The sequence below is a fragment of the Bacillus sp. 491mf genome, from assembly GCF_900112415.1.
Lineage (GTDB): Bacteria > Bacillota > Bacilli > Bacillales > Bacillaceae_G > Bacillus_A.
In genome coordinates this window covers 451,836-473,903 of the sequence record NZ_FOLV01000001.1, presented here as the reverse complement: position 1 = coordinate 473,903, position 22,068 = coordinate 451,836, and the positions used below count along the sequence as shown (strand labels likewise).

The 22,068-nt window shown below is 35.1% G+C and carries 22 protein-coding genes; 3 read left to right on the top strand and 19 right to left on the bottom strand.

The features are described from left to right. Positions 1-5: 5 nt before the first annotated feature. The gene (ltrA, locus tag BM211_RS02500) at positions 6-1,805 is read right to left on the bottom strand and encodes a group II intron reverse transcriptase/maturase (RefSeq protein WP_090994906.1); all 1,800 of its coding nucleotides are present in this window, start codon (positions 1,803-1,805) and stop codon (positions 6-8) included. A 697-nt stretch (positions 1,806-2,502) separates the two neighbouring features. Here ltrA and BM211_RS02495 point away from each other — a divergent pair. The 3 genes from BM211_RS02495 (at position 2,503) to BM211_RS02480 (ending at position 4,347) form a co-directional block, all read left to right on the top strand. Next, positions 2,503-3,684: a T7SS effector LXG polymorphic toxin gene (locus BM211_RS02495; protein WP_256216742.1), complete on the top strand. Its 1,182-nt coding sequence runs from the start codon at positions 2,503-2,505 to the stop codon at positions 3,682-3,684. A gap of 222 nt (positions 3,685-3,906) precedes the next feature. Then, positions 3,907-4,098 carry a hypothetical protein gene (locus BM211_RS02485; protein ID WP_035436836.1) on the top strand — a complete coding sequence of 64 codons (192 nt, stop codon included), beginning with the start codon at positions 3,907-3,909 and terminating at the stop codon, positions 4,096-4,098. Then, positions 4,099-4,347 carry a DUF4176 domain-containing protein gene (locus tag BM211_RS02480; RefSeq protein WP_035436833.1) on the top strand — a complete coding sequence of 83 codons (249 nt, stop codon included), beginning with the start codon at positions 4,099-4,101 and terminating at the stop codon, positions 4,345-4,347. 93 nt (positions 4,348-4,440) lie between these two features. On the opposite strand, the gene BM211_RS02475 is transcribed toward BM211_RS02480, so the two are convergent. From BM211_RS02475 to BM211_RS02395, 18 genes are all read right to left on the bottom strand, one after another. Continuing rightward, positions 4,441-5,460: a GH25 family lysozyme gene (locus tag BM211_RS02475; protein WP_090994900.1), complete on the bottom strand. Its 1,020-nt coding sequence runs from the start codon at positions 5,458-5,460 to the stop codon at positions 4,441-4,443. Then, a complete protein-coding gene (locus tag BM211_RS02470) occupies positions 5,460-5,666 on the bottom strand; it encodes a hypothetical protein (RefSeq protein WP_371261852.1) in 207 nt (68 codons plus the stop codon). Before BM211_RS02470 ends, BM211_RS02475 begins: the two co-directional genes overlap by 1 nt. A 1-nt stretch (position 5,667) precedes the next feature. Beyond that, the gene (locus tag BM211_RS02465) at positions 5,668-5,949 is read right to left on the bottom strand and encodes a hypothetical protein (protein ID WP_090994895.1); all 282 of its coding nucleotides are present in this window, start codon (positions 5,947-5,949) and stop codon (positions 5,668-5,670) included. Between the two features lie 63 nt (positions 5,950-6,012). Further along, entirely contained in the window at positions 6,013-9,744 is a 3,732-nt protein-coding gene (locus BM211_RS02460) for a phage tail protein (protein WP_090994892.1), read from the bottom strand. Position 9,745: 1 nt separating this feature from the next. Further along, the gene (locus BM211_RS02455; RefSeq protein ID WP_090994889.1) at positions 9,746-11,695 is read right to left on the bottom strand and encodes a hypothetical protein; all 1,950 of its coding nucleotides are present in this window, start codon (positions 11,693-11,695) and stop codon (positions 9,746-9,748) included. 15 nt (positions 11,696-11,710) lie between these two features. Further along, a complete protein-coding gene (locus tag BM211_RS02450; RefSeq protein ID WP_090994887.1) occupies positions 11,711-12,538 on the bottom strand; it encodes a phage tail domain-containing protein in 828 nt (275 codons plus the stop codon). Positions 12,539-12,541: 3 nt separating this feature from the next. Beyond that, a complete protein-coding gene (locus tag BM211_RS02445) occupies positions 12,542-14,893 on the bottom strand; it encodes a phage tail protein (protein WP_177206874.1) in 2,352 nt (783 codons plus the stop codon). A gap of 265 nt (positions 14,894-15,158) precedes the next feature. After that, the gene (locus BM211_RS02440) at positions 15,159-16,403 is read right to left on the bottom strand and encodes a phage tail tape measure protein (RefSeq protein ID WP_090994885.1); all 1,245 of its coding nucleotides are present in this window, start codon (positions 16,401-16,403) and stop codon (positions 15,159-15,161) included. 60 nt (positions 16,404-16,463) lie between these two features. Next, positions 16,464-16,613 carry a hypothetical protein gene (locus BM211_RS26650; RefSeq protein ID WP_218160779.1) on the bottom strand — a complete coding sequence of 50 codons (150 nt, stop codon included), beginning with the start codon at positions 16,611-16,613 and terminating at the stop codon, positions 16,464-16,466. 56 nt (positions 16,614-16,669) lie between these two features. Then, the gene (locus tag BM211_RS02435) at positions 16,670-17,014 is read right to left on the bottom strand and encodes a hypothetical protein (RefSeq protein WP_090994882.1); all 345 of its coding nucleotides are present in this window, start codon (positions 17,012-17,014) and stop codon (positions 16,670-16,672) included. A gap of 4 nt (positions 17,015-17,018) precedes the next feature. Then, the gene (locus BM211_RS02430; protein ID WP_090994879.1) at positions 17,019-17,606 is read right to left on the bottom strand and encodes a major tail protein; all 588 of its coding nucleotides are present in this window, start codon (positions 17,604-17,606) and stop codon (positions 17,019-17,021) included. After that, positions 17,607-17,939 (bottom strand): hypothetical protein, encoded by a 333-nt coding sequence (locus BM211_RS02425; protein WP_090994877.1) that lies wholly within the window; start codon positions 17,937-17,939, stop codon positions 17,607-17,609. Beyond that, positions 17,936-18,292 (bottom strand): HK97 gp10 family phage protein, encoded by a 357-nt coding sequence (locus BM211_RS02420; RefSeq protein WP_090994874.1) that lies wholly within the window; start codon positions 18,290-18,292, stop codon positions 17,936-17,938. Before BM211_RS02420 ends, BM211_RS02425 begins: the two co-directional genes overlap by 4 nt. 6 nt (positions 18,293-18,298) lie before the next feature. Then, positions 18,299-18,652 carry a phage head closure protein gene (locus tag BM211_RS02415; RefSeq protein WP_090994871.1) on the bottom strand — a complete coding sequence of 118 codons (354 nt, stop codon included), beginning with the start codon at positions 18,650-18,652 and terminating at the stop codon, positions 18,299-18,301. Position 18,653: 1 nt separating this feature from the next. Continuing rightward, positions 18,654-18,947, bottom strand: coding sequence for a hypothetical protein (locus tag BM211_RS02410; RefSeq protein ID WP_090994869.1), 294 nt, complete (start codon positions 18,945-18,947; stop codon positions 18,654-18,656). A 12-nt stretch (positions 18,948-18,959) separates the two neighbouring features. Then, entirely contained in the window at positions 18,960-20,114 is a 1,155-nt protein-coding gene (locus tag BM211_RS02405; protein WP_090994866.1) for a phage major capsid protein, read from the bottom strand. Between the two features lie 19 nt (positions 20,115-20,133). After that, on the bottom strand, positions 20,134-20,916 hold the full coding sequence (locus BM211_RS02400) for a head maturation protease, ClpP-related (RefSeq protein WP_090994862.1): 783 nt from the start codon (positions 20,914-20,916) through the stop codon (positions 20,134-20,136). Beyond that, complete coding sequence (locus BM211_RS02395; protein ID WP_090994859.1) at positions 20,900-22,060, bottom strand: phage portal protein; 1,161 nt, start codon at positions 22,058-22,060, stop codon at positions 20,900-20,902. The genes BM211_RS02400 and BM211_RS02395 overlap by 17 nt, the downstream gene beginning before the upstream one ends. Positions 22,061-22,068 lie beyond the last annotated feature (8 nt).

Genomic DNA, 22,068 nt, shown 5'->3' with positions numbered 1-22,068 from the left:
TCCTTTTATACTAAAGCAACTAGATTACAAACTTTACGGAGTTTGTTTATTTTCTTCAATTGTTTATCATTCAATTGAAGTATTCTCATATATTTTCTAATCGTCTCTTCATTTGTAGCATGTATCAGTCTGTGGACAAATTCATGTACAATAATTAGGTTATTGAACTCGTCAGTTCCTCCTATATCTTTCGGTAGTTTGTGATGGCAATGCGCATCATCAGCTAGTAAAAAGATTCCTGTGACAGCACATTTACCATTTTGCATGGAATATCTCGATATTCTGTTATCTGTGTACTCCATGTTTTTCCCTTTACTGGAGGATAGCAACATTTTTTGTATTTCATTAGCAATGTTACCTTTTAAGCTTTTGATGAGTTTTTGTCTTCCTTTTTCAGTATAATTACATATGTCTTGACTGAAATTTTGAGGGAATCGTGTTTGTATGTCCGCTAGTGGATATACATGATTACCTACTACTTCAAAGGTTCTAAAATTGTTCCTGTGCAATTTTTTGTATAATATATTAGCGTTGGTAGGAATTTTATATTTTCCTATTGATTTTAGACGATTAAACAAGGTTTTCGAGAGACGAAAGGCTATTTCAGCAAAGTCTATATTCACATGTGTCGCGATTCTATAATAATTTTTGATACCAAGCACATAGGAGTTATAACTCTGTACTGTTTTTGCTATTGGATTCTTCTGAATTGCTTTAATCCTTGTTTTTGCTTTTTCAAGGATATCCTTTTTCTTTTTCTCGCTTATATGTGTGTTTGCCACATGTCTTTTTCGCTTTTTTACAGATTTGATAAAGAATCCTAGAAAATCCGAAGATTTTCTTTTTAGGTTAGTTATAGTTGATTTTTCATTGGATATATTAAGGTTTAATTGATTTTTGAGATATCCTTCCACTGCATGGAATATTTTAGTTGCAGATTGATGGTTGTTGGTAAATATTTTAAAATCATCTGCATACCTAACTATATACATTCTCTTCAGGTTTGCTTTTGATAAACGGTAGTTTTTAGTTTGTACTGTATGTGGTTTTCTTGTTTTGATATTCTCCCACTGACTAGATATCCACCAATCCAAATCGTTTAATACGACATTACTAAGTAATGGACTTAGGATTCCTCCTTGCGGAGTTCCTTTTGTAGGAATGCCTTCTCCTTTGATTGGTGCTTTTAACATTTTCGAGATGATTGTCAGTACCCTTCTATCAGTTATACCTATGTTGTATAGTTGTTTTAATAATTTGGAATGATTTACGTTATCAAAGAAACCTTGTATATCAATATCTACTACGTGACTATATCCCCCTCTATTTATCAAGAATTGACACCTAGCCATTGCATGATGTGTTGACCTGTTAGGTCTGAATCCATATGAATGCTTGTAGAATTTTGCTTCGCATATTGGTTCTAGAACTTGTTTGAACATTTGTTGAATCAATCTATCTCTCATTGTAGGAATTCCTAATGGGCGTTTCTTCCCATTTGCTTTAGGTATCTCTACCCTACGTACCGTGTTTGGTTTGTAATTTGTGAGAGCTTTTCTAATATTATCGACGAAGGAATCTACATCTTCCATTTTATAATGGTTGATTGTGATACCATCTGTTCCTTTAGTTTTAGAACCACTGTTTGCCTTTATGTTTCTATATGCCAGTAGAATATTTTCTTTCGATATGATGTGTTTATATAGGTTTATACCTTTTGTAGCATTGTTTTGGCTACGATGATATAAATCATCAAACACTTTTTGCATATCGTAATACTCTGCATGCCGTAACGTTGTACTCACCGATGTGTTAATTCCCCTTTCTTACGAAAAGTCCCATCATCTTACTCGATCCTGTGAGTTACATCTAGTTAATTTAGTTTTCAAAGAACAAGACTAGGGACTATCCCTCCACATTTGTTACATGTTTCGTCGGTACTGTGTCCCCACCTTCACAAGAATAAAGCAATTTCGGTTCGTTAGAACCTTATATACACCTGTCTGCTAGTAGGCGTTGGTGACAGTTTCTCGCTTACCACGTTCCGATTGACTTAGCTATACATATATCCTTAGGTGCTTGCTGTAAGCCTGTTATCGTTACATCCTCGTCGTTAGATGTTCCGAATTTCATATCATTCACTCTTACTTTTCGGTAGATAACGTCGTCATTAACGACATACATATTTCTAATGTATTAAGCATTTAGACCCGTATATTCGCAAGTTCGCCAGTCCGTTTGGACATTCTCACCATAGATATTTTGTAGCATCCCGACCTATCCATTACCATATGATTTCTCACTTAGGTTTTGTTCAGCCGACTTCACCTAGCTTCATACAATTTGTAACTACTATCACGCCTTGCATGTAGGAGTATTAGACAAGTAGTTTCAGCTCAACCTGACGGCTTTCATTCCTACTTTCGGTCAATCAGTTGTTGTCATCAAATTGATAACCCTCCTATTTCGTGATTACACACTTATAAGGAAACGTGTCGCGCGATTGATGCTTTTATGTTCGATGCGGTTTTGCAAGGACAAACTTATGACAGTGCAAAAACATTCTTTGCACAAACATTCCGACCTTTAGCACAAGGAATCATTTACTTGTGTGAAGAATTAATCCGGCAAAATAATGCCTTTCCAAACGATTTTCAATCACAAGTAGCTACAACAGATGTCATTGAAGAAGAAATAAAAGAGCAAATGCGACAAATTGACCGAACAAAAACAGGTATTGAAGGAATCAGTAGTACCCTTCCAAGCACGAAAGTTATGGTAGACATGTTTGATGCTATGAAGCGAAAACTACAGGAAAAACTAGACCATCTACATCGATTTAATTATACTTCTAGTAGTAACTATGATACAGCGATCCAACTTGCTGCCAGCATTGCCCGAGGACTTGCTGAAGTTCAAAGCGGGAAAGGTTTCAGTTCCGCATCAGGGACATTTAGTACACAAGAACTAAATATGGATTGGGTAGCCCCTATCCAAAAAATTGCAGAAGATAAAGCTCGGAAAGCTGATAAGTTAGATTCTACGGTAGCAAATGCAAAATCGAGTGATTCAAATCAGAAGCAGGCTAAAGGTAGCTATGAAACTTTTAAAGGAACAGTAAAATGGAAAGAAGGAACTCGACTCGGAGGAGAAGCGGAAGGCTTTGTGTTAGAAACAAAGAATCGTATTGGGGGAAATGATGAATTTTCGATGAAAGCTCTGTCCGGAAAGATGGATATAAACATGCCATTTTCTTTGGGCGCTATAAAAGATGATTTACTTGCTGGTAAAATTATTGGTGGAAAGATAGAAGCTTCCGCATTAGAGAATTCCTATAAGGCAAAAATCCCAATTACTACTCCTATCGGTGTATTTATGAAGGACATTACAATCACACAAAAATTTTTCGAAGGGAACTTCGCGTCTGGCGTAGATCAATATACGATGAAACTGGGAGCAGAGCTTACTACAAATAAGTACGAAGTAGAGTTAAATATCTTTCATTTCCCGAAATTCATTCCAATTATAGGAGATAAAGATATGATAGCTAAAGGTGAGCTAGGTATAGGTACATTTGGATACAAATTGAGTCTTGGAGCACAAACAGGTGGGTATATCGCACCAGGAGAAGGATTTGGTCTGGGTGGATTCCTTAAATTTGAAAAACCGGAGGATAAAAAATAATATGAGTCCATTTAAATCAGGTAAAATTATTATATGTATTGCAATTTCTATATTTCTTGTATTTGCTATCTTTTCTCCCTATGGATTAACTAAAAAGATTTTATTTATTGTTTGTATACTTCTTTTAGGAGCGTTTTCACTTGGTGCTAACAAGCTACTTGGGTCGATATATGATAAATTTATAAATAAATAGGTTTAACATAAGACTGGAGAAATTAAATTATGAATAAAACATTAAGAGTCATTACTATTATCGGAGTACTCTTTCCTCTTATGTTAATATGGAGCATAAATACTGCTTCTCAAAAAGAAAAGGCTATCTTTACAGTTATTCAACTATCCGTAGGAGTTACTTCAATAATAACACTAGATTATATCTTTAAATACATTAAAAAGAAGAAGGAGAGTAAGTAAATGAAACTATTACCTATAGGCTCCGTTGTAAAATTAGAAGAAGTAGAACCAATCATTATGATTATTGGAAGAATGGTTATTTCAGAAGACAAACGTGACTTTGACTATGCAGGCGTTCCTTATCCTGTTGGTTATCTAGGTGATGAAAAAGTATTATGCTTTAATCATGATAAGATTGAAGAGGAATTACATAGAGGTTATATGACTGAAAGTGAATTAATTCTACGTGAGAAGTTATTAGAAATGTAGTTTTGATTGTGTTCACGGTATTTAAAGCCTCCGCTAGATTATTAGCAGAGGCTTTATTAAATATACGAGCAATAAAAATAAAATACGCTTTGTTTATCTCAACCAACTTACATAAGATTCATCAAAATACATCCAACCTTCAACACCTTCACCTGTTACATAAATCCAGTTCTCATATCGATAATGCACTTCATAAGCGGAACGCTTTGTAATTTTATTCATAACAGGGTCACCAGTGGATGCACCTCTGCGTAGATTGATGTCAGTACCATTTACCCAAACGACACCTTGATTTTTACCGTCTTTATTGATACTTGCTGTATCATCACGCATCCAGTTTTCTGGATTTACTCGATACCAGAAATGAGAACCATCATAAGACCATTCATAATACGTATGCCCTTGACCTTTTGTAGCTTGACGCATAATAGATGAATTTACATTAGGTTCTTTACGAATATTAGCTATATCAGCAGTCGTTGTAAGGTATCCTAAAACATCTTCTTGTGGAGGAGCAAGTTGAGAATCATTTCCTATAAACCATTCTAGTGATTTATCGCCAATAAGTTTATTTACATCACAGTTGCCGATACCTTCCACATACCCACCAGTTGCATTATCTGCATATTGCCACATATCACATGCATATGCAGGTTTCTTACCGTAACGAGGAATCCATAAGAAATCAGCTTGTACATTTTGTAATCCATAAGAGCCGTACATATGATGAGATACATAGAAACCTACTTTCCATCCTTTTGCTTTTAACGTGTCTATAAACGCTTGTGAAGCTTTTGCTAGATTAGTGCCTCCACAGCTTGATAGGGTATCATCTTCAACGTCTAATACTAAAAATTTAGCGTTAGGGCTAACACGATTCATAAAGTCCTTCGCCTCTACAATTGCATCTTCCACAGATACATAGCAGCCATAAGCATAAGCAGCGTGTGGAATGCCTCGTTCTTCTAAATTTTCAACGTGTTGTTTGTATAAATAATCAGCTTTATTTGAACCATATTGTACACGGCAGATTGCTAAATCAATATTAGAAGCAGCTACGTCCCAATTAATAGAGTCATTGTATTTTGAAATATCGATAATTTTTTTAGTCATTATTTATCCTCTCCTTCTTGAACTTCTTCATGATCTGACCAAATACCTAAAGCAATACCGAATAAGTAAACAGCTTGCTGTACCTTTTCTAAATCGCCTTCAAAACCTTTAACACCAAAAACAGGTAACATTAATCCAAGGCATGAAAAAAGCGCAACCCATGTTTTCCAGTTGCGCAAACGCTTTTTAATATTTTCTTTGTTCATTTTAATTCGTCTCCTTTTCTAAATTATCCAGCCTCTTATGTGCTTGCTTTGTACTCTCTTCAACTCGTGTAATTCGTTCACCAAGCTGCTGCATTTGCTTCTCATTCGCTTTTAAGTCAATTCGAATGTCATCAACTCCCTTACGAATATATCCGAGTTCTGCTTTCATTTCTGCACTTTGTTGGCCATCTGATTTTATTACTTTAGATTTATTTAGTGAGTACCCAAAATAACTAACGGCCGCAGATACTATTGCAACGAGTACTCCGATTTCAATTGTCATTTTCCCACTCCTTTATACAAAATAAAAAAGCCTTACTTATTAGTAGACTTTGGTTTCAACTTTTCATTTTCTTCTCGTAACTTTTGATTTTCTGCTTCTAGTTCGATTACGCGAGCCAAATAAATGTTTTTCTCTTGGTTGGCTGCGCTTAGTTGTTCTTCCACCACTTTTGCGTAAAGTTCTGCGTTTGCTGTTATTTTCATCAATAATCACCTTTTCTATTTGATTTAGTCTTTCATCAGTTCTCCCTACATACTGTTGAAAACCTTTTATTGTTACTGATAAAGAAGCGTATAAATTTACTCCTTGTCGATTTACATCTGTAAATGAAATAGGACAATCATCTACCATGAAACCATAGTATTTATTAATATCATTTAATGTGTATGGAGCTTGTCCTTCTTCTTTTTGTTCACGCATTTCGTATAATTTCGATACATCGCTTTTAAAATAGTATTCTTTAATTTTTAAGTCTAAAACGTCCTGCAATGCATCAATCTGTATATCCTTTACGTTTGTTTTAAGCTTTAACTGAGATGTTGTCTTAAATTCAGTAGCAACAATACCGTTGTGACTGGAACCATTACCTGATTTAACTTGTAAATACCCATTCCAGTGATCATCACAAGCAAGCATTGATCTATACAAAGTTAAATGAGAACCGTTACTCTCAGTAACCCATTCATTCTCATAACGACCATTATAATTATGAAAATAAATCCCATTTGATGATATTCTTGCAAGTTCGTCACCTTGAGGATTATCGATCTTAAAACTTGGTCTCCACCCCATTGTTGCATCATAAGATCTAGCTTCAACAGTTTTGTTTTGACCATTATCCCGTATAATAAGTGAACCGGCTCCGTATGTTGCTCCGTCATTACCGTTGTTAAGATTAAGGCCCCATGCTGCAATGTTTACAGAATTTGCTTGTGTGCCGTCCTCTTTATAACCTCTACTATAAAAACTTCCCTTTTCTAAACCTGTAATAACTTTCTTTGACCACTGATTCCATTCAGCCGGAGTTTGAAAACCTTGTGTAAATATTCTACCATTCGACATTTCTGTAAAGTTATTATTATCGTTTGGGTCTTTTGCTCTAATCGTGATACCTTCAAGAAATTTACCAGCAATCGATTCTGCTGTAACGGCGCCAACTAAATTAATGCGTTTCGCTTCAATTTTTATTGCTTCAGCGGTTTGGTTAATTTCTGAAATTACACTACCTTTACGGACTGTATTAGTAATTGCTTTCTCAGTTACATCAATACGGCCTTCCACCGTTTTTACATAAGCGCCTGTAGCATACTTGCCGTCAGCTTCTACTTTTGTGTAAACTTCTGTACTCTTAGCTGAAATCCGAATCCCTTCCGTGTTAGCTACAATTTGACGATCTATTTCAGTCATTTTCTTGTTGTAATCTTCGGTTGCTACCTTATGAGCTAAATCTTCAAGGATTTGATCTTTATCAACAATATCATTTGGATTTTCAACATAAGCACTGGCTTTATTTCCTTTTTGTAGCATTGGATGTGCCAACCAAAATGTACCGTTTTGAAGGACATATGCTCTTAACCCTACAGAAGCTGCTTCAGGCGGAGCGACTTTTGTAAATTCTTGTCTTGTCCAAGTGTCATTACTTATAGTGAAATCATGGGTGCCAGCTGAAAATTGAGTGCCATCGCTTTTCCAAAACACAGCAACCATTCGTAGTTTCTTATTGTAGTGTTCATCAATATTTTTAGTCATAAAATACGCTGAAACAACAACTTCTTCTCCTGCTTGAATAGGAATTCTATTAGAAGTAAAACTATTATAAACAGGGCTTGTTTGACCAAAAACAGTCAATTTCATACTAAAATCACCTAAGTATGTTGTGTCTTGGTCTACAACCGCTGGAAATTTAGCTGCAATCCCCCAATACTTTGTTCCTTGTGTAAATCTTGAGTTTCTAATTAAATTTGCATTTCCAACTCCACTTACATAATTTTCAACATCTTTTATCTTAACAGCTAAATTTAATGCATTTGAATGTTGTTCAATTGTTGAATTCGCTTGTTCTATCGCTTTTCTTTGGGATGTTTGTACTTCTTTAATTTCACTAACATTTTGTGAAATTCCCTCAGCACTTTTTTCTACAGTTGTAATACGCTGGTTAAATGTTTCTTGATCACTTTCAACCTTTGTTATATTTTCTTTTATGCCATCCGCAGTTTCTTCTACTGTGTTTATTTTGTTTGTAATAGTTTCATTGCTTTTATTTAACGATTCAATAGAACGATTAAATCCTTCAGTCGTTTGTTCTACTGTTGTCATTCGTTTGCTAACATTACCTTGTTCGTTTTGTACGTCTGTCATTGTTCGATTAACAAGATCAACAGTTTCTTTTACTTCGTTATATTTTCCATTAGCTTCTTTCTGAACAGCTTCTACTTTTTCATTAAGCTCTGCTTTTGCTTCTTCTACATCTGGAACAATTACATCCCATGTTGTTCCGCTCCACTTCTTTAGAACACCAGGCTTACCTTTCGAAGTATCTAACCACAACGATTTACCAGGCTCAAGATTAGTAGTTGGTTCAATATCACTTTCAATAATTGTAGTTTGAAAGTTTTTTTGGTTTTCTTTCACAAGCTCCGCAAGTTTCTTTGCTGCTTCACTTTCCTGCTTTGCTTCTTCGGCTTTTTTATCGGTTATAGCATTGATACGGTCTGTGTAATTATTGGATTCGTCTAATAGCTTTTTATCAAGGTCTTTCACAACTGATAAAATATCAGAAGTCCATTTCTTTTGTTCTTCTGTACGATCAACTAATTCATCACGCTTATTACTAAATTCATAGACATTTGGTGTTTGTTCAAATGGATAACGTCTTCGTTTTACAACGCGTACATCGAAATCCATATTATATTTATGATGCTGTAAGATTGCTTTATCTCCAACTTTTGGTTCATTTGTATCATCAAAATTGGCTTCTTTATGATCTACAGTGATAGAAACAATAGGAATATCATTAACAAATTCCTTACATCTTCTTAATGCTGTTTCCTTATCTTTAATTTTGTCATCTTCAATATTTTCAGCTTGTCTACAACGAATAAGCTCTGGCATTTTATATTTTAATGGCGACTCATAATAATATTTAAATTGTGGGCCACCACCATCTTCTTCAGAAGGTGTATGACCTAGTAATAAAACAGAGAATGAACACTCACTATCATCTGTTGTTTTCTCAATCGCGTTTACATTGTAACCAAACTTATATAATTTATCTGTTGTTTTTCCGATACGATCAGCAAAAATAACTGTCATATTATCAAAAATACATTCGATATCAAACCGTTTTAATAAGTTTTGAATCATGCTCATTCGGTTTACGCCACCAAAATTTTCGAAATGTAACTGCTTTTTTGGAGAACAATAGTTAACGTATTTAAAATTACTTCCTTGGAAGATATGATCAAGACCTTCTTCAATAGAAAAATCACCTGTAACTTTCTGCTCCTGTGTTTGCCTAGATAATTCTGCACCAATCTGAATAGCATCACAATCTTTAAATCCTAATTCATTTAATTTGTTTACTAATAGAATGTAATATTGCCCTTCAAAGATAAGTATGTTTCTATCTTCTACATATGGATAAACACGCTTGTTCATATCTGTATCTGGAACCTCGAAGCGAATAGAGGACGGTTCGTTCTTGCCCTCCATTACTTCAAAAAGTTTCATATCAACAAGATGATATTGTTCACCAGTTCCTAGCTGCTCAATTTTTGGTCTCTCTACTCGCTTCATATTACCAACCTACTTCTAAATAATCGATTTTATTATTGTGATTAGAACCAACTTGCGAGAAAGCGCCACCTTTAATGATCACATTATTAATAATGCTATCTTGTAAATTCTCTACTCGTAATGTTCTAACTTGGACATTTGAAAGAATCGATCTAAATACCTTCTTATTCCCATTATCAATAGCTAATTCACCTATGTGGACATCAGCACGGGAGTCCCAACCATTTTTATTGTTGTATTTGACCGTTCCACCATTTAGGCCCCAATCAAGGGTGAAGTAATTCCAAATACCATCTTCCCAACATTCTTGTACGTCTGGATTGGTGATTTTAGCGCTAAAACCATAATCTGTAGTGATACCTTTTGCAAACGATCGAATAACTGGATTGGAAATACGAACATTTTTATACTGCGGTGCATTGTCACCTTCCTTACTTTTGAACCAAACACCGCGGGATGTTTCTTTACTTTTACCATTTCGAATATTAACACCTGTTATTGTAAAATCTTCACAAGTATCATTAAGAATTTGGAATACTAAGCCATGTCCAATATCATTTCCGGCTACTTTTTCTGTTTTGAAATAAGACATATTGTTGAATAATCCAAGTTCTTCTAGTACATTCTCAGCTTGTACATTATAAGTGATATTCTTATGAATCACTTTGTCTACCGGTGCAATTTCAGCTAGTCCTTTTTTAGCATTCTTTAATTTAAGATTAATTAATACATTGTCACATGATGTGAGATCATAAGGCTTCGCATTTTGATTTGTAAGCGTATTTTTATCATTAAATACATAAATACCTACAGTTGCCCCTGTAGACGTTGTAGCGCTACAATCAATGGCTTCTATCTCTATCTCTGAATCTTTCACAGCATTTAGAGCAACGTATGTTTGTGATTCTCCGCCATTTATAATTTTTGTATCTACTTTTATATCTTGGCAATGAGATAGCACAAATGCTTTGGCATCTTTCATCTTTTTAAAATCAAATACTCCACCTTTAAAAACGATGCCTCTCGTTTTGTCATATCCACCTATGTTAACTGTATCTTTATTTGTAAAGAACGTTATACTTCCTGCCTTTAAATTAAAAATAGCATTCGGATCTGCACGAATGCTAATGTTACTTGGAATTTCTAAATCACCAATTGTATATGTTCCTGCTGGCACATCTAACGTTTTTCCGGCTGATTCATTCAAAGCTTTTTGAAAAGCTGCGTTATCGCTACCGTAGTATTGCACACTATTGTATGGAATCATCGCTCTGATTGCTGCATTTAATGAAGAATGAGTACTTTTTACGTTTAATACTTCTTGCTTTATGTCATCATAAGCACCTTCAAAAGCTAATGACATCCACTCTGTTCCTAAACGTAAGAATAAACGTTTCGTTGTCTTGTCTACTGCAAGAGCCGAAACGTCTGTTTTACTGTTAGAAACAAAAAAACCAATTCCATCAGTACTTCCTGGTGGCATCCCTTTTGCTCCTGCTGTATATCTAAAAAATCCTGATTTACCTATTAATTCATTGGTATCTGTCACTGATAAAGCAAGGCCTGTGTTGTCCGTTACCTTAACTTGTTGAAAGCTATCTGTATTATCAAGTTTTGTTTTTATCTTCTGATTAAAATCATATAAAGTTTCTTCTCCTAATCGTGCTGCCAATACCTCATCAAAATCTGACGGATTTGCCACTAAGAAATCAGAGATTAGTTTTTTAACTATGTTTAAAGTATTTGTATCACCACTTGTTATTAGTGATTGTAAATTAGCAACATCAATAGCTTCTTTTTCTGTCAAATTTAAAAGCGCCTGTTGAACCGTAGTGATAAATTTGTTGTTGTTCACAAGCTCTAAATATACATTATCTATTTCTAAATTTAATTCTTTCCGTTCATCAGCAGATATAAGAGTATTTATATAATATTTTCTTGATAAACTCATGTCATTCGCTCCTTTCTATAAATAATAAAATCTCGTATTTACTTCACACCAATGGAACGTAGACGATTCAATTTTGATTTGGTTTATGCCAGGCACAAGGTGTATTTCACCTGCATCAGCATGGCGTACCAAATTACGACCATATTCATCTTCTATATGAAGTCCTTTTATAACAATGATTCCCTGTGAAACCGCACCCGGATTGTAAATAGTCAATGAATCATTTGTAGTAAAGTTAGTAACCTTTAAGTAACGCGGATCGCATTTAATACGCCATGTTATATCATGTTGGGCCGGGTTAATTTCCATGGAACCGATGTTTTTAAAATAAAATATTTTCTCTTTGAATGTATAATCGTATTTATCATCCCATTCTAACCCCATGCCCCAAGCGAATTTATTAGTATCCCATTCCTTCGCATCTAGTGATGTAAAGATACTTTCACCGAAACCATCAGGTATAGAAAACTCAACAATAATTTCAAATAATAAAGAACCAGGTGGACGGTTAATTTTCATATTTTCATACTCAACACGTCGTCGTATGCCTGGTTCCCTTGAATATATAATATAAAAATCTTCTAACCTACCAAATAAAGCATATAGTTCATTTCTTTTTTCATATACTCCCTCAATATCTCCTGTATCCACAAGAACCCTTAATTGACACCCTCGCTCTGTATAGCTTTTATTGTAATGACGAACACCAAACTGTCCTTTTATTTTCATCTTGTCTGATTCTTTTTGAGGTGGATCTACTGTTAATTCTAAAGTTTCTACATTGTAATCTTTTTTAAGGGAGCAAGTTTGTCCATTCTTAAATAAAATTATTGTATCTGGCATTTACTATTGCCCCCTTTTTAGAAAGTTTATATTATCCTCACGAATAGTTTCTTTTCGTACAACTCGCTGCACTGTACGACCATCCACAATAATAGGCTGATCTACAGTAAGTTGTATAACCGTGTCTTTGGGAGTTGAATCTATACCAGGCATTCCTGCATATGAAACATTCGTTACAGGCATTGCATTTTCACTTAATGATTGTATGTTACTAGCCATAGTACGGTTCATATTGGCAACTAATTCTTTAATTGTGCCAGTGATACCAAGCGATTTCTCTCTTGATGATAATGGCGTAACAGATACCTTGTTTCCCTTCTTAGTGAATAACTCTGGGCCAGCTTCACCCGCTATGAATTGACCATCTCCAAGAACATGACCACCTGTAGCCAACATCGGAACATGTGGAATAGTTGGCGCATCTACACCAGGTATTTTATTCAATAGATTAGCTGGTGTATTAAAGCCATCAATAAATACATTAATCATGTTAATAATTCCATTTATTGCAGACTTAATTCCACTTTTAACACCATCCCATACGCCAAGCACGATTGATTTCATTCCCTCGAATGCACTTTCGACCGCATTAGTAACCCAACGGACAGGACCCATAATTGCTTCTTTTAGGCCTTCCCAAATGGATGAGGCTGTCGATTTAATACCTTCCCAAATACTAGAAAGTGTTGATTTAATTTCATTCCATATACTATCGCTTGTACCACTAATCCAATTCCACACAGTTGAAATAACATTTTTGATTCCATCGAAAATACTTGTTGCTGTAGAAACAATGCCATTCCATAATCCAGTTAAGAAACTAATGATTTCATTCCACACTGAACTTGTTGTTGAACTGATCGTGTTCCATGCGGATATGATAAAATTCTTTATAGATTCAAAGATTGGTGTAATGAAATTAACAAGACCATTCCAACAAGATACGAGGAAATCAGTTATTGTTTGCCATACAAGACTAGTAGTTGAACTTATAGTATCCCATGTTATAATGATGAAATTCTTTATGTTTTCAAATATTGGTGTTATGAATTGTACTAATGCGTTCCAACATGATACTAAGAAGTCTGTTATCGCTTGCCATACAGCACTTGTAGTAGTACTAATTGTATCCCATGTTATAATAATGACATTTTTTATATTTTCAAACATTGGAGTAACAAAGTATAAAATTGCTGTCCAAATAGCTTGTAAATACTGTGCAATAAAGTTATTAACGTTTTGTATAACAGTTGAAATCCCATCCCAAATCGTCTTGAAGAAGTCAGCTATACCTTGCAATATTGGTGTAAGGAAGGAAACAATACCATTCCATATACTTGTAAAAAAGTTAGAAATCGATGTCCAAGTTTGAGTAAAAAACTCTGATATACTTTGTAAAGTTTTTGATATGAAACTAACTAATCCATCCCAAACCCCAATGAAGAAATTTGAAATCCCATTCCATGCTGTTGTAAAGAAATCGCTAATACCATTTACAGATGAAGTAAATACCTCAACAATGCCCTTCCACAGATCAGAGAAGAATTGTTTTATACCATCCCAAACATTCATTGTAACTTCTACAACATTTCCCCAAATATCTGAGGCTGTCTCTACAATCCCATTCCACAAGTTTGAAAGAAATTCAATGATCGAATTCCATATTTCAATTGTTCGTTTCTTAATCGTATCCCAATTCTTAACGATTGCGATAACTAAGGCTGCAACCCCGGCAATAAGCAACGGAATACCAACTACAATACCCAATACTGCACCAGCCGCTGCTGTTGCACTTAATCCTAAGACCCCCATAACACTAGACAATGTAACAAATATAGGAGCAAGCGCTAAACAGGCCCCAGCTATCACACCGATTATAGTTGCTATCGTCGCTAATGTTGCTGCTAGTTCAGGATTATTAGAAATCCATTCGGCAAATTTACCTATTACATTTGCAACAACTTCCAACACTGGTTCAAGAGCCATTTTTAAATCTCCGAACGCCTTTTCCATTTTCACAGCTGGTGAAGCGTCTAATTTAGAAGTTGAATTGTGTAAATCATCTACCCCTTTTTTGAGGTCTACTTGCTTGCCTTCTGCTTTTAAAATGGTATCGATAATTTTCTTACCTTGGTCTTCCCACATTGTACCGAACATTTTTGTTCCAAGTTTATTTCTATCTGTTGCATTTTCAACACCAGCTAAAGCTTTGGTTGCTTCAAGCATCGCTTTTTGTCCATTTTCACCACCGCCAGCAATGGCCTGACCCCATTTTTCGAACTGATCTGCTGAGATATTTGTTTTATCTAAAACTTCTTGCATAGCTTTGTCGACACCTTGGCCAAACTCAGCCATTTTAATACGCCCTTCTTTAACACCCGATATGTTCAACAGGATTCGCAACATCCTGCCAGTTCTCTTATGAACTTCTGTATATCACTATACAGACCAGACTATATCATCATCTTTATATAAGATGCTCCCCATTTCGGATGCCATTGGCTTACACCCTACGCTTTTCAGCTAGTCGTTGCACGTTCCTTTATTAAAGGCTTCGCTCAGTATTGTCTCTTTTTGAGAGTTCCACTGAATTAAAGGAGTTTTCTATAAATGTCGCCACTCATAGGGACAATTTTTTATCCAATAGGTTATCAATATTCCAAGTTTTAGTATCGATGCCAGCTTCCATAATAGCTTGGACTTCTTTAGCTGAAAAACCAGCTTGTATCATTTGATCTCCGTATTCGGCAATAATATCTAATTGTTCAGGAGGGAATCCAACTTTTAAAAGGTGATTAACTAGCCCTAGTGCTTCTTCGTTAGTTATGCCTAATGTTGTACCAATCTCATTTGTTTCCTGTATCAGCTCGTTAAAATCAATACCAGCATAATTTGAAGCGATAGTCGCTGCGCCTTTAATAATAGCTGCATTCGTTTCGTCAGAAGCGTTTTTATTCAATGCCCATTGTCTACGAACTCCTTCAAGTGCTTCTTCACCATCAAGGCCATACGCTTCAATACCTCTTACGGCTTGTTCAATCGACTTCTTAGATGATTCGGGTACATCAAAAGATATATCGATTTTCGTTTTTAATTTTGATGAATCTAACGCTGTTTCAATAGCTTTATCAATTCCACCGCCAGCCGCCGCTGCACCTAGCATATTTTCTAAACCGATATCAAGTTCTTTGAACTTTTTACCTGTTTGTTCTGCTTCTTGTGATAACTTGGATAATTCTTTTCTTACATTCTCTACAGAATTACCATCATCAATAGTTGCAAGAATTTGTTTCATCTTTTCAAGATCAGTTCTTGTCCCTAATGCTTCCACACCAATTTTATTAATGGCATCGTCAAGCTGTTTAGATGAAGCTGTACCGCTTTTAATAGCGTTAACAAGTCTACCACCTAAAACACTAGCGAAATTGTCTACACTCGTTCCTGTTGCTTGAAATAATGATTCTAGTTGCCTTGTAGAAGAAGCAATGCGACCTTCTTCAGCCTCCATCTCTTGCATAGAGTTTTGTAAGCTTTTTAGATGGTTTTCAGTTGCAATTACTTCACGGTTGAACGCCCTATATTGTTCAGGTGATATCTTGCCTTCCGCGAACTTCTGATTGATCTGTGTTTGTGCCTCTTTCAACTTATTTAGCTTTTCAGTTGTTACAGATACTTGTTCAGCTAATAATTGCTGTTTCTGTGCCAGTAATTCAGTGTTACCAGGATTAAATTTCAATCCACGCTCAACCTGCTTAAGTTCCTGTGTTAAAGCCACGGATTGTTTTGTAACATCTTTAAGAGCATTACCTAATTTCGTTGTATCTGCACCAAGTTGTATCGTAATCCCTTTGATTGATTTATCCACACATTCACCACCTTTTTATAAAAAATAAAAATGACCACCCTTTTGTATAGGTAGTCATCTTTAGAATGAATCATAATCTTTTTGATTGGCTTTTCTGACTTTTTCTTTTTGCGGATTCTGCAATTCAATGTATTCACTAATGTAATCAAGACACATACCAATTGTCATTTCGTCTAAATCCGAACTTGTAAGCTTACATTTATAACACAAAGCAAGGAACGTCTCAGTGGTAAATCCTTCACCATCATCAGTCCCTTGCTCATCACTTACATCTTTTTTTTAGATTGCATAGAAGCCATTAACATGTCTTGAATTTCGGGAATGATTTCGTAAATTGGGAACTCATCAAATGTATCGAGCCAAGTAATTGGATCAGGAATTGTTGGATCTGCTGTTTTCGCCAATACATAAGTAAAGTTATAGAAAACATCCATATCTAATAAACTAAAATCTATATTATCTAAATCATTCATATCTACATTCATTAGTGGATATAGTTTCATTAGTTCTGAAAAGTAATCTTTTCCAAATTGCGCTTTATATCGCTTAGGAGTTCCACCTGTGCTTTTTAATCGAACTTGTTTACCATCTACTACAATCGTTTTTTCCATCTAATTACGCTCCTTTTGGTGCTGCTGGTGTTTTTACATACACTTTTTTGTACCAGTTATCATGAATTGCTTGCGTTGTTTTAGCAGTTGTTTTTGTTTTAACCATGCGCTTTCCATTGAGATCAATAGGACTAGATACAAATTTCAACTCATTTGTATTAGGCTCTGCAGAATTCGTTTTTGATTTAGATGCAAGAGTCGGACGACTTGCTGAACAATTATACATAACATGACGTGTTGCATTCACATCACCATCGAATTCAAATAATAATGCGAAAGGCTTACTTTTTGCATCTGCCAATTCATTTAACACACCATCTTCTTCATCTAATTGCTCCCCTAATGCATCAATTGCAAATTGATCTGGCATTCTAGCAATTGATAATGTTCCATCATAGCCCTGGTTATTACTTGCAGAATAATAAAGCATGTCATCTGCATAAAATTCAATTAAGTCTCCTCGTGGATCAAACGTTAATTCAACCGCACCTGGCATTGCAATTGGCGTTCCAAACGTAACTACATTATCTTTCACATCGTATAGTGCATAATGAACGTTCTTCAAACCAAACGTTACTTTATTTTCATTCACTTAAATCAACCTCACTTCATAAAATTTTTGATATAATTTTTCAGATTCAATAAACGTTTCAAATGATGATTCATAAGGTAACTCATGTTCATCTAAGACGTTTTTAAGATTGGCTTCTGCAACTAAATCTTTTTCCATTGTGTAAAGCTCAATATTGATATCATTTATTTCGTGATAAACCTTATTGTCAGCCATCATGTTAGATGAGCCGTCCACAAGGATACAAATATATGGTGGTGATGGTACGGGATTACCAGGTGTTGCGGTGAAATGCGAATAAGCCACAGGATAACCTGTAGCTTCAAGTATCTTTTTAAATTCAGGTAAGTTCATCGCTGCACCGCCCGTTCCACACGCTCTAAATAATCATTTACCGCTCGTTCTTCCACCGGAGCAATATGCACTTTAGCTGGAACACGTCCACCACCAGCTTTTGCATGACCTTTCTCCAACAAATGAGTTAATTGATAATTTGTTTTATTATGAATGACAACGTTGTTACCAACTTTTTTAACACGCCATCCTTTTCTATAATCACCTGTTAGTTTTGGGCTCTTTTGTCTTAACTCATCAACAGCATTTTTTGCAACTTCAACTTTGGAAACTTCCACTACTTCTTCAACTTCTCTTGTATATAACTCTACTTGTCTAACAATTTCATTAGCTAGATCACTAACACTAACCATACTATTTCACCTCATCTTTTCCATAGCTATGATGGTTAATGTCTTTTTCTCCTCATCATCGTTTATCGGCGGCTCAGTAATGTCGAAGATACGTCCTTTTAAATTAATTCGCATTTCTTCCGTAATACCAGAAGTGTATGGAATAATGAATCTATAAATCCGTGTAGCTTGCGAGGTTGAAGCTTCAATATACTCGGAACCTTTTAATGTCTTTATCATGGCCCAAGCTTTTTTTACTTCTTTCCAATCTGTTTCGATTACTTGTCCAAGATCATCTTTCGTTGTTACAGGTTGTTCAATGATTATTCGATTTCTAAAATCACCTGTGTTTAATGGTTTTTTATATTGAAAAGGACGCATATTAATCACCGTCCAACTTAATTTCTTCTAATGCCTTATCGATACTCAAACTATTAATCTGACTTAAAAAATTCTTGTCAAAATATTCAAGAGCATCATTATAAACATAACGAGAGCGTTCAAAGACTAATTCCTTGAACTCCTCGTTAGCGTTTAAATCATAATCACCACAAACCCTAAGTAATGCCTTGTTAGATGTAGAAAGGATGCGCTTTAGGTTATCATCTTCCTCATCACCTAAGTGCATCCTTTCTTTGAATTGCTGTAATATTTCATTTGAAATTATTGTATTCATTCACATCATTCCTTATTTAGTTGCTGGTGGTGTAAATGAAATCTTTAAATCATATACAAGAGCCGCTTTATTATCTTTTGGCTTACCATTAGCAAACTGTTTGATTGTATAAAGCGTTGCATCTTCAATTGCTAATGTCTGATCAAACTTTTTAAGTTTGTATCCGCCTGCAATTGCTGCAATGTATTGACCTTTCACAAAGAATACCGTTTTCCCAACTGGAACTTCTTCAGATTCAACAGTTTGAATGTTATAAGGTAACGCCATTACCCATTGACCATTTGCCGTTTGGATTGTGTTACGTGCTTGTACACCGATTGCATCCACAGGATTGACAACCATTACAATATTATTTAATACTTTTCGGGATTTTCCCTTTGCATCAGTCGATAAAGCTTTTACTACTTCATAAAGTTCACCAGCCACTACTTCACCATGTTCAGATGGAGCAAATGTTAATGTACCAGATGATTTTTTGTCAGTAACAGCTCCTGTTGATGGATCTACATCCTTCATTAAACCTACAGGTTGATGTGCTACTGCTCCGCCACCATTTACAAAACCAAACTCTAAACCAACTGAATATGTTTCTACTAATAAAGTTCGAACATAACGTTCAACCCATTCTGGACCAAGTTCTAACATATCATTTGGAATAGCTGCAAATGCTGTTAATTTAAGCTGACCAATTTGTTCCTGTCTAAACGCTGCATTAACTTGCCCTTTGATTTCACCAAACAATTCGCCCCATGCATATGCTTTTGTTGGATCTGAATAAATGAACTTAGTTACAGCTCCTAAATCTTGTAGACCTAAAGCATCAAGTAATGGATGTTCTTTAACTAAGTCTTCAAATACACGTTCTTGCGTAGTTACTGGAAGGATTGAACCGTCTTTAAATCCACCTTCTTGTACAACTGCATTAAAGAATTTTGTTTCTGCTGCTGTTAATACATTTTGACCGCGCTGTTGAAGAATAGAACGATCTAACATTTCATCATTTACTTGATTACGGACTGTGTTAATTACATCTGTTTGCATTGCATCAAAGAAACCTTCAAACGCTGCCGTTTGTTCTTGCTCTGTACTTTCTGCGTTAGTTAAAGCATCCGTTAATTTTGCTTTCGCTTTATTAAATGCTTCAGATTTATTAAATTTAATGACCATTATATATTTCCCCCATTTTTTATAAATTTAAAAAGAGCCTTTTCAATCTGTTGTTTTTAGCAAGTTTCGGATTAGGCTCTTTTGGTTGTTCTTCTATATTGCTTTGTAACTCATTCAGGATTTCGTTTTTTAACCCTGATAATGCTGCATTTAAATCTTCTTTTGTAATTCCTTCGGCTTTCCCTTTATTGAGTGTTCCGTTTCTAAAACCATCGATTACTTTCTGTGGAATCATAGCAGAAGCGGCACTGGAAGCCGTCATTTTAATTGGATTATCCATAAACATGATTTCATCCACAAAATTATTTTCTAGTGCCTGTTGCGCTCCCATCCATGTTTCTTCTGCCATCATATTTAGCAATTCTTCTTCAGATTTACCACTTTTAATGACATAAGCATTCACAATGGCTCTATCCGTAGTTCTCAACATTTCAGCAGCCTTTTCCATTCCTCTATGATCTCCACCATTCCACATAGAAGCGTTATGAATCATAATTTGTGCTGTTGGAGAAATTCGAACTTTATCACCAGCCATTGCAATGAAAGAAGCCGCGCTTGCAGCTAAACCAACAATTTGAACTTCCACATAACCAGGGTAATTTTTTAATGCTGTGTAAATCTCCGATCCTTCATGTACATAACCACCAGGACTATTAATTGATACAATTAAATCCTCACCATTGGCATTAGTAAGTTCTTTTGCAACCATACCTGGGCTTGTTGCATCCATTTCAAACCATTCATAAATCCAAGCTTCATCACTAGAAATAATTGGTCCTTTAATATCAAGCTTTACCGCCATTTTCTTTCTCACCTCCTTCACCTGTGCTCATTTCCGCATAGTTTTTCGTAATATAATGTTTATCTAAGTTCGGATCATTTGAAGCTTCATATCCTACCTCTAATCTAAGTTCATTGCCAGTAAACGCACTGGAAGAAATAAGCTTATCAATACTTGTTGCAAGGTCGAATATGTTTTGATAGGAAATGGTTTTAATTTCAATTTTTTGTCCATCAAGATATTCATTCATTTCAAAGAATTTCACATTTGCTTCATCTGATAGTTTTTTCAACAAGGGATTTACAGTGAAAAGCATATAGTTCTTAGTCTGTTTTTCAACATCGGCCATTTCTCCATATAGTAAAGCCGTTGGAATACCAATAACCATTGCAACTTGATTTAAAAATCCATTTGTTACTTTATTTATTTCTTCCACACTGGGACCATTAGCAGAACCGTTATAAACTTCTTTGTACTCAATCCCTTTTTGTTGTGGAACAATAGCAATATCTTTATCGCCAACTGCCTTATACATGTCATCTATAAATTTTTGTAACTTTCCTATCTGTTCTTGAGTCTTAGCGCCGATCATATCCATATCAACTGTGCCACGGACTTGATTTTTACGTTTTTGGGAGTTTAATATTCTTCCAAATAAATCACCATAATCAGCGAAAAGTCCATCAATAAGCGGTGATAATTTATCATTTCGATATTTCAAATGGATAACTTCACTTTGTTTGAAACTTCTTTTAAAAAGATAATCTTTCACAGTCACGTTAGTGAAGATATCCTCAAAAACAGCGTACTCATTATGTTGAAAGTCATCCGCAATAAGCAAATCGCCATCATCACTTTGTATTATTAGACATTCATTATCATAAATAAGCTTGTAAACAAACTTTTCCCAAAATGTACTGGCTGTCATATTCTTATTTGGTCTAACATTTAAGCGATAATACAGTTCGTCTTTTACAAATTCTTTTTTATTTTTCACTCTGAATTCAGATTGACTAATTGTTCTTCCCAAAAAGGATATACATGTATCAATTGCTAATCTCTTCATGTGAACTCTGTTTGCTGTATCAATAAACATGTCTACATCAAACATAAATGCTACTTCTTTATTTTTGTTTAATACATCACTAAGCCACCCAATTGTCATCACCCCCT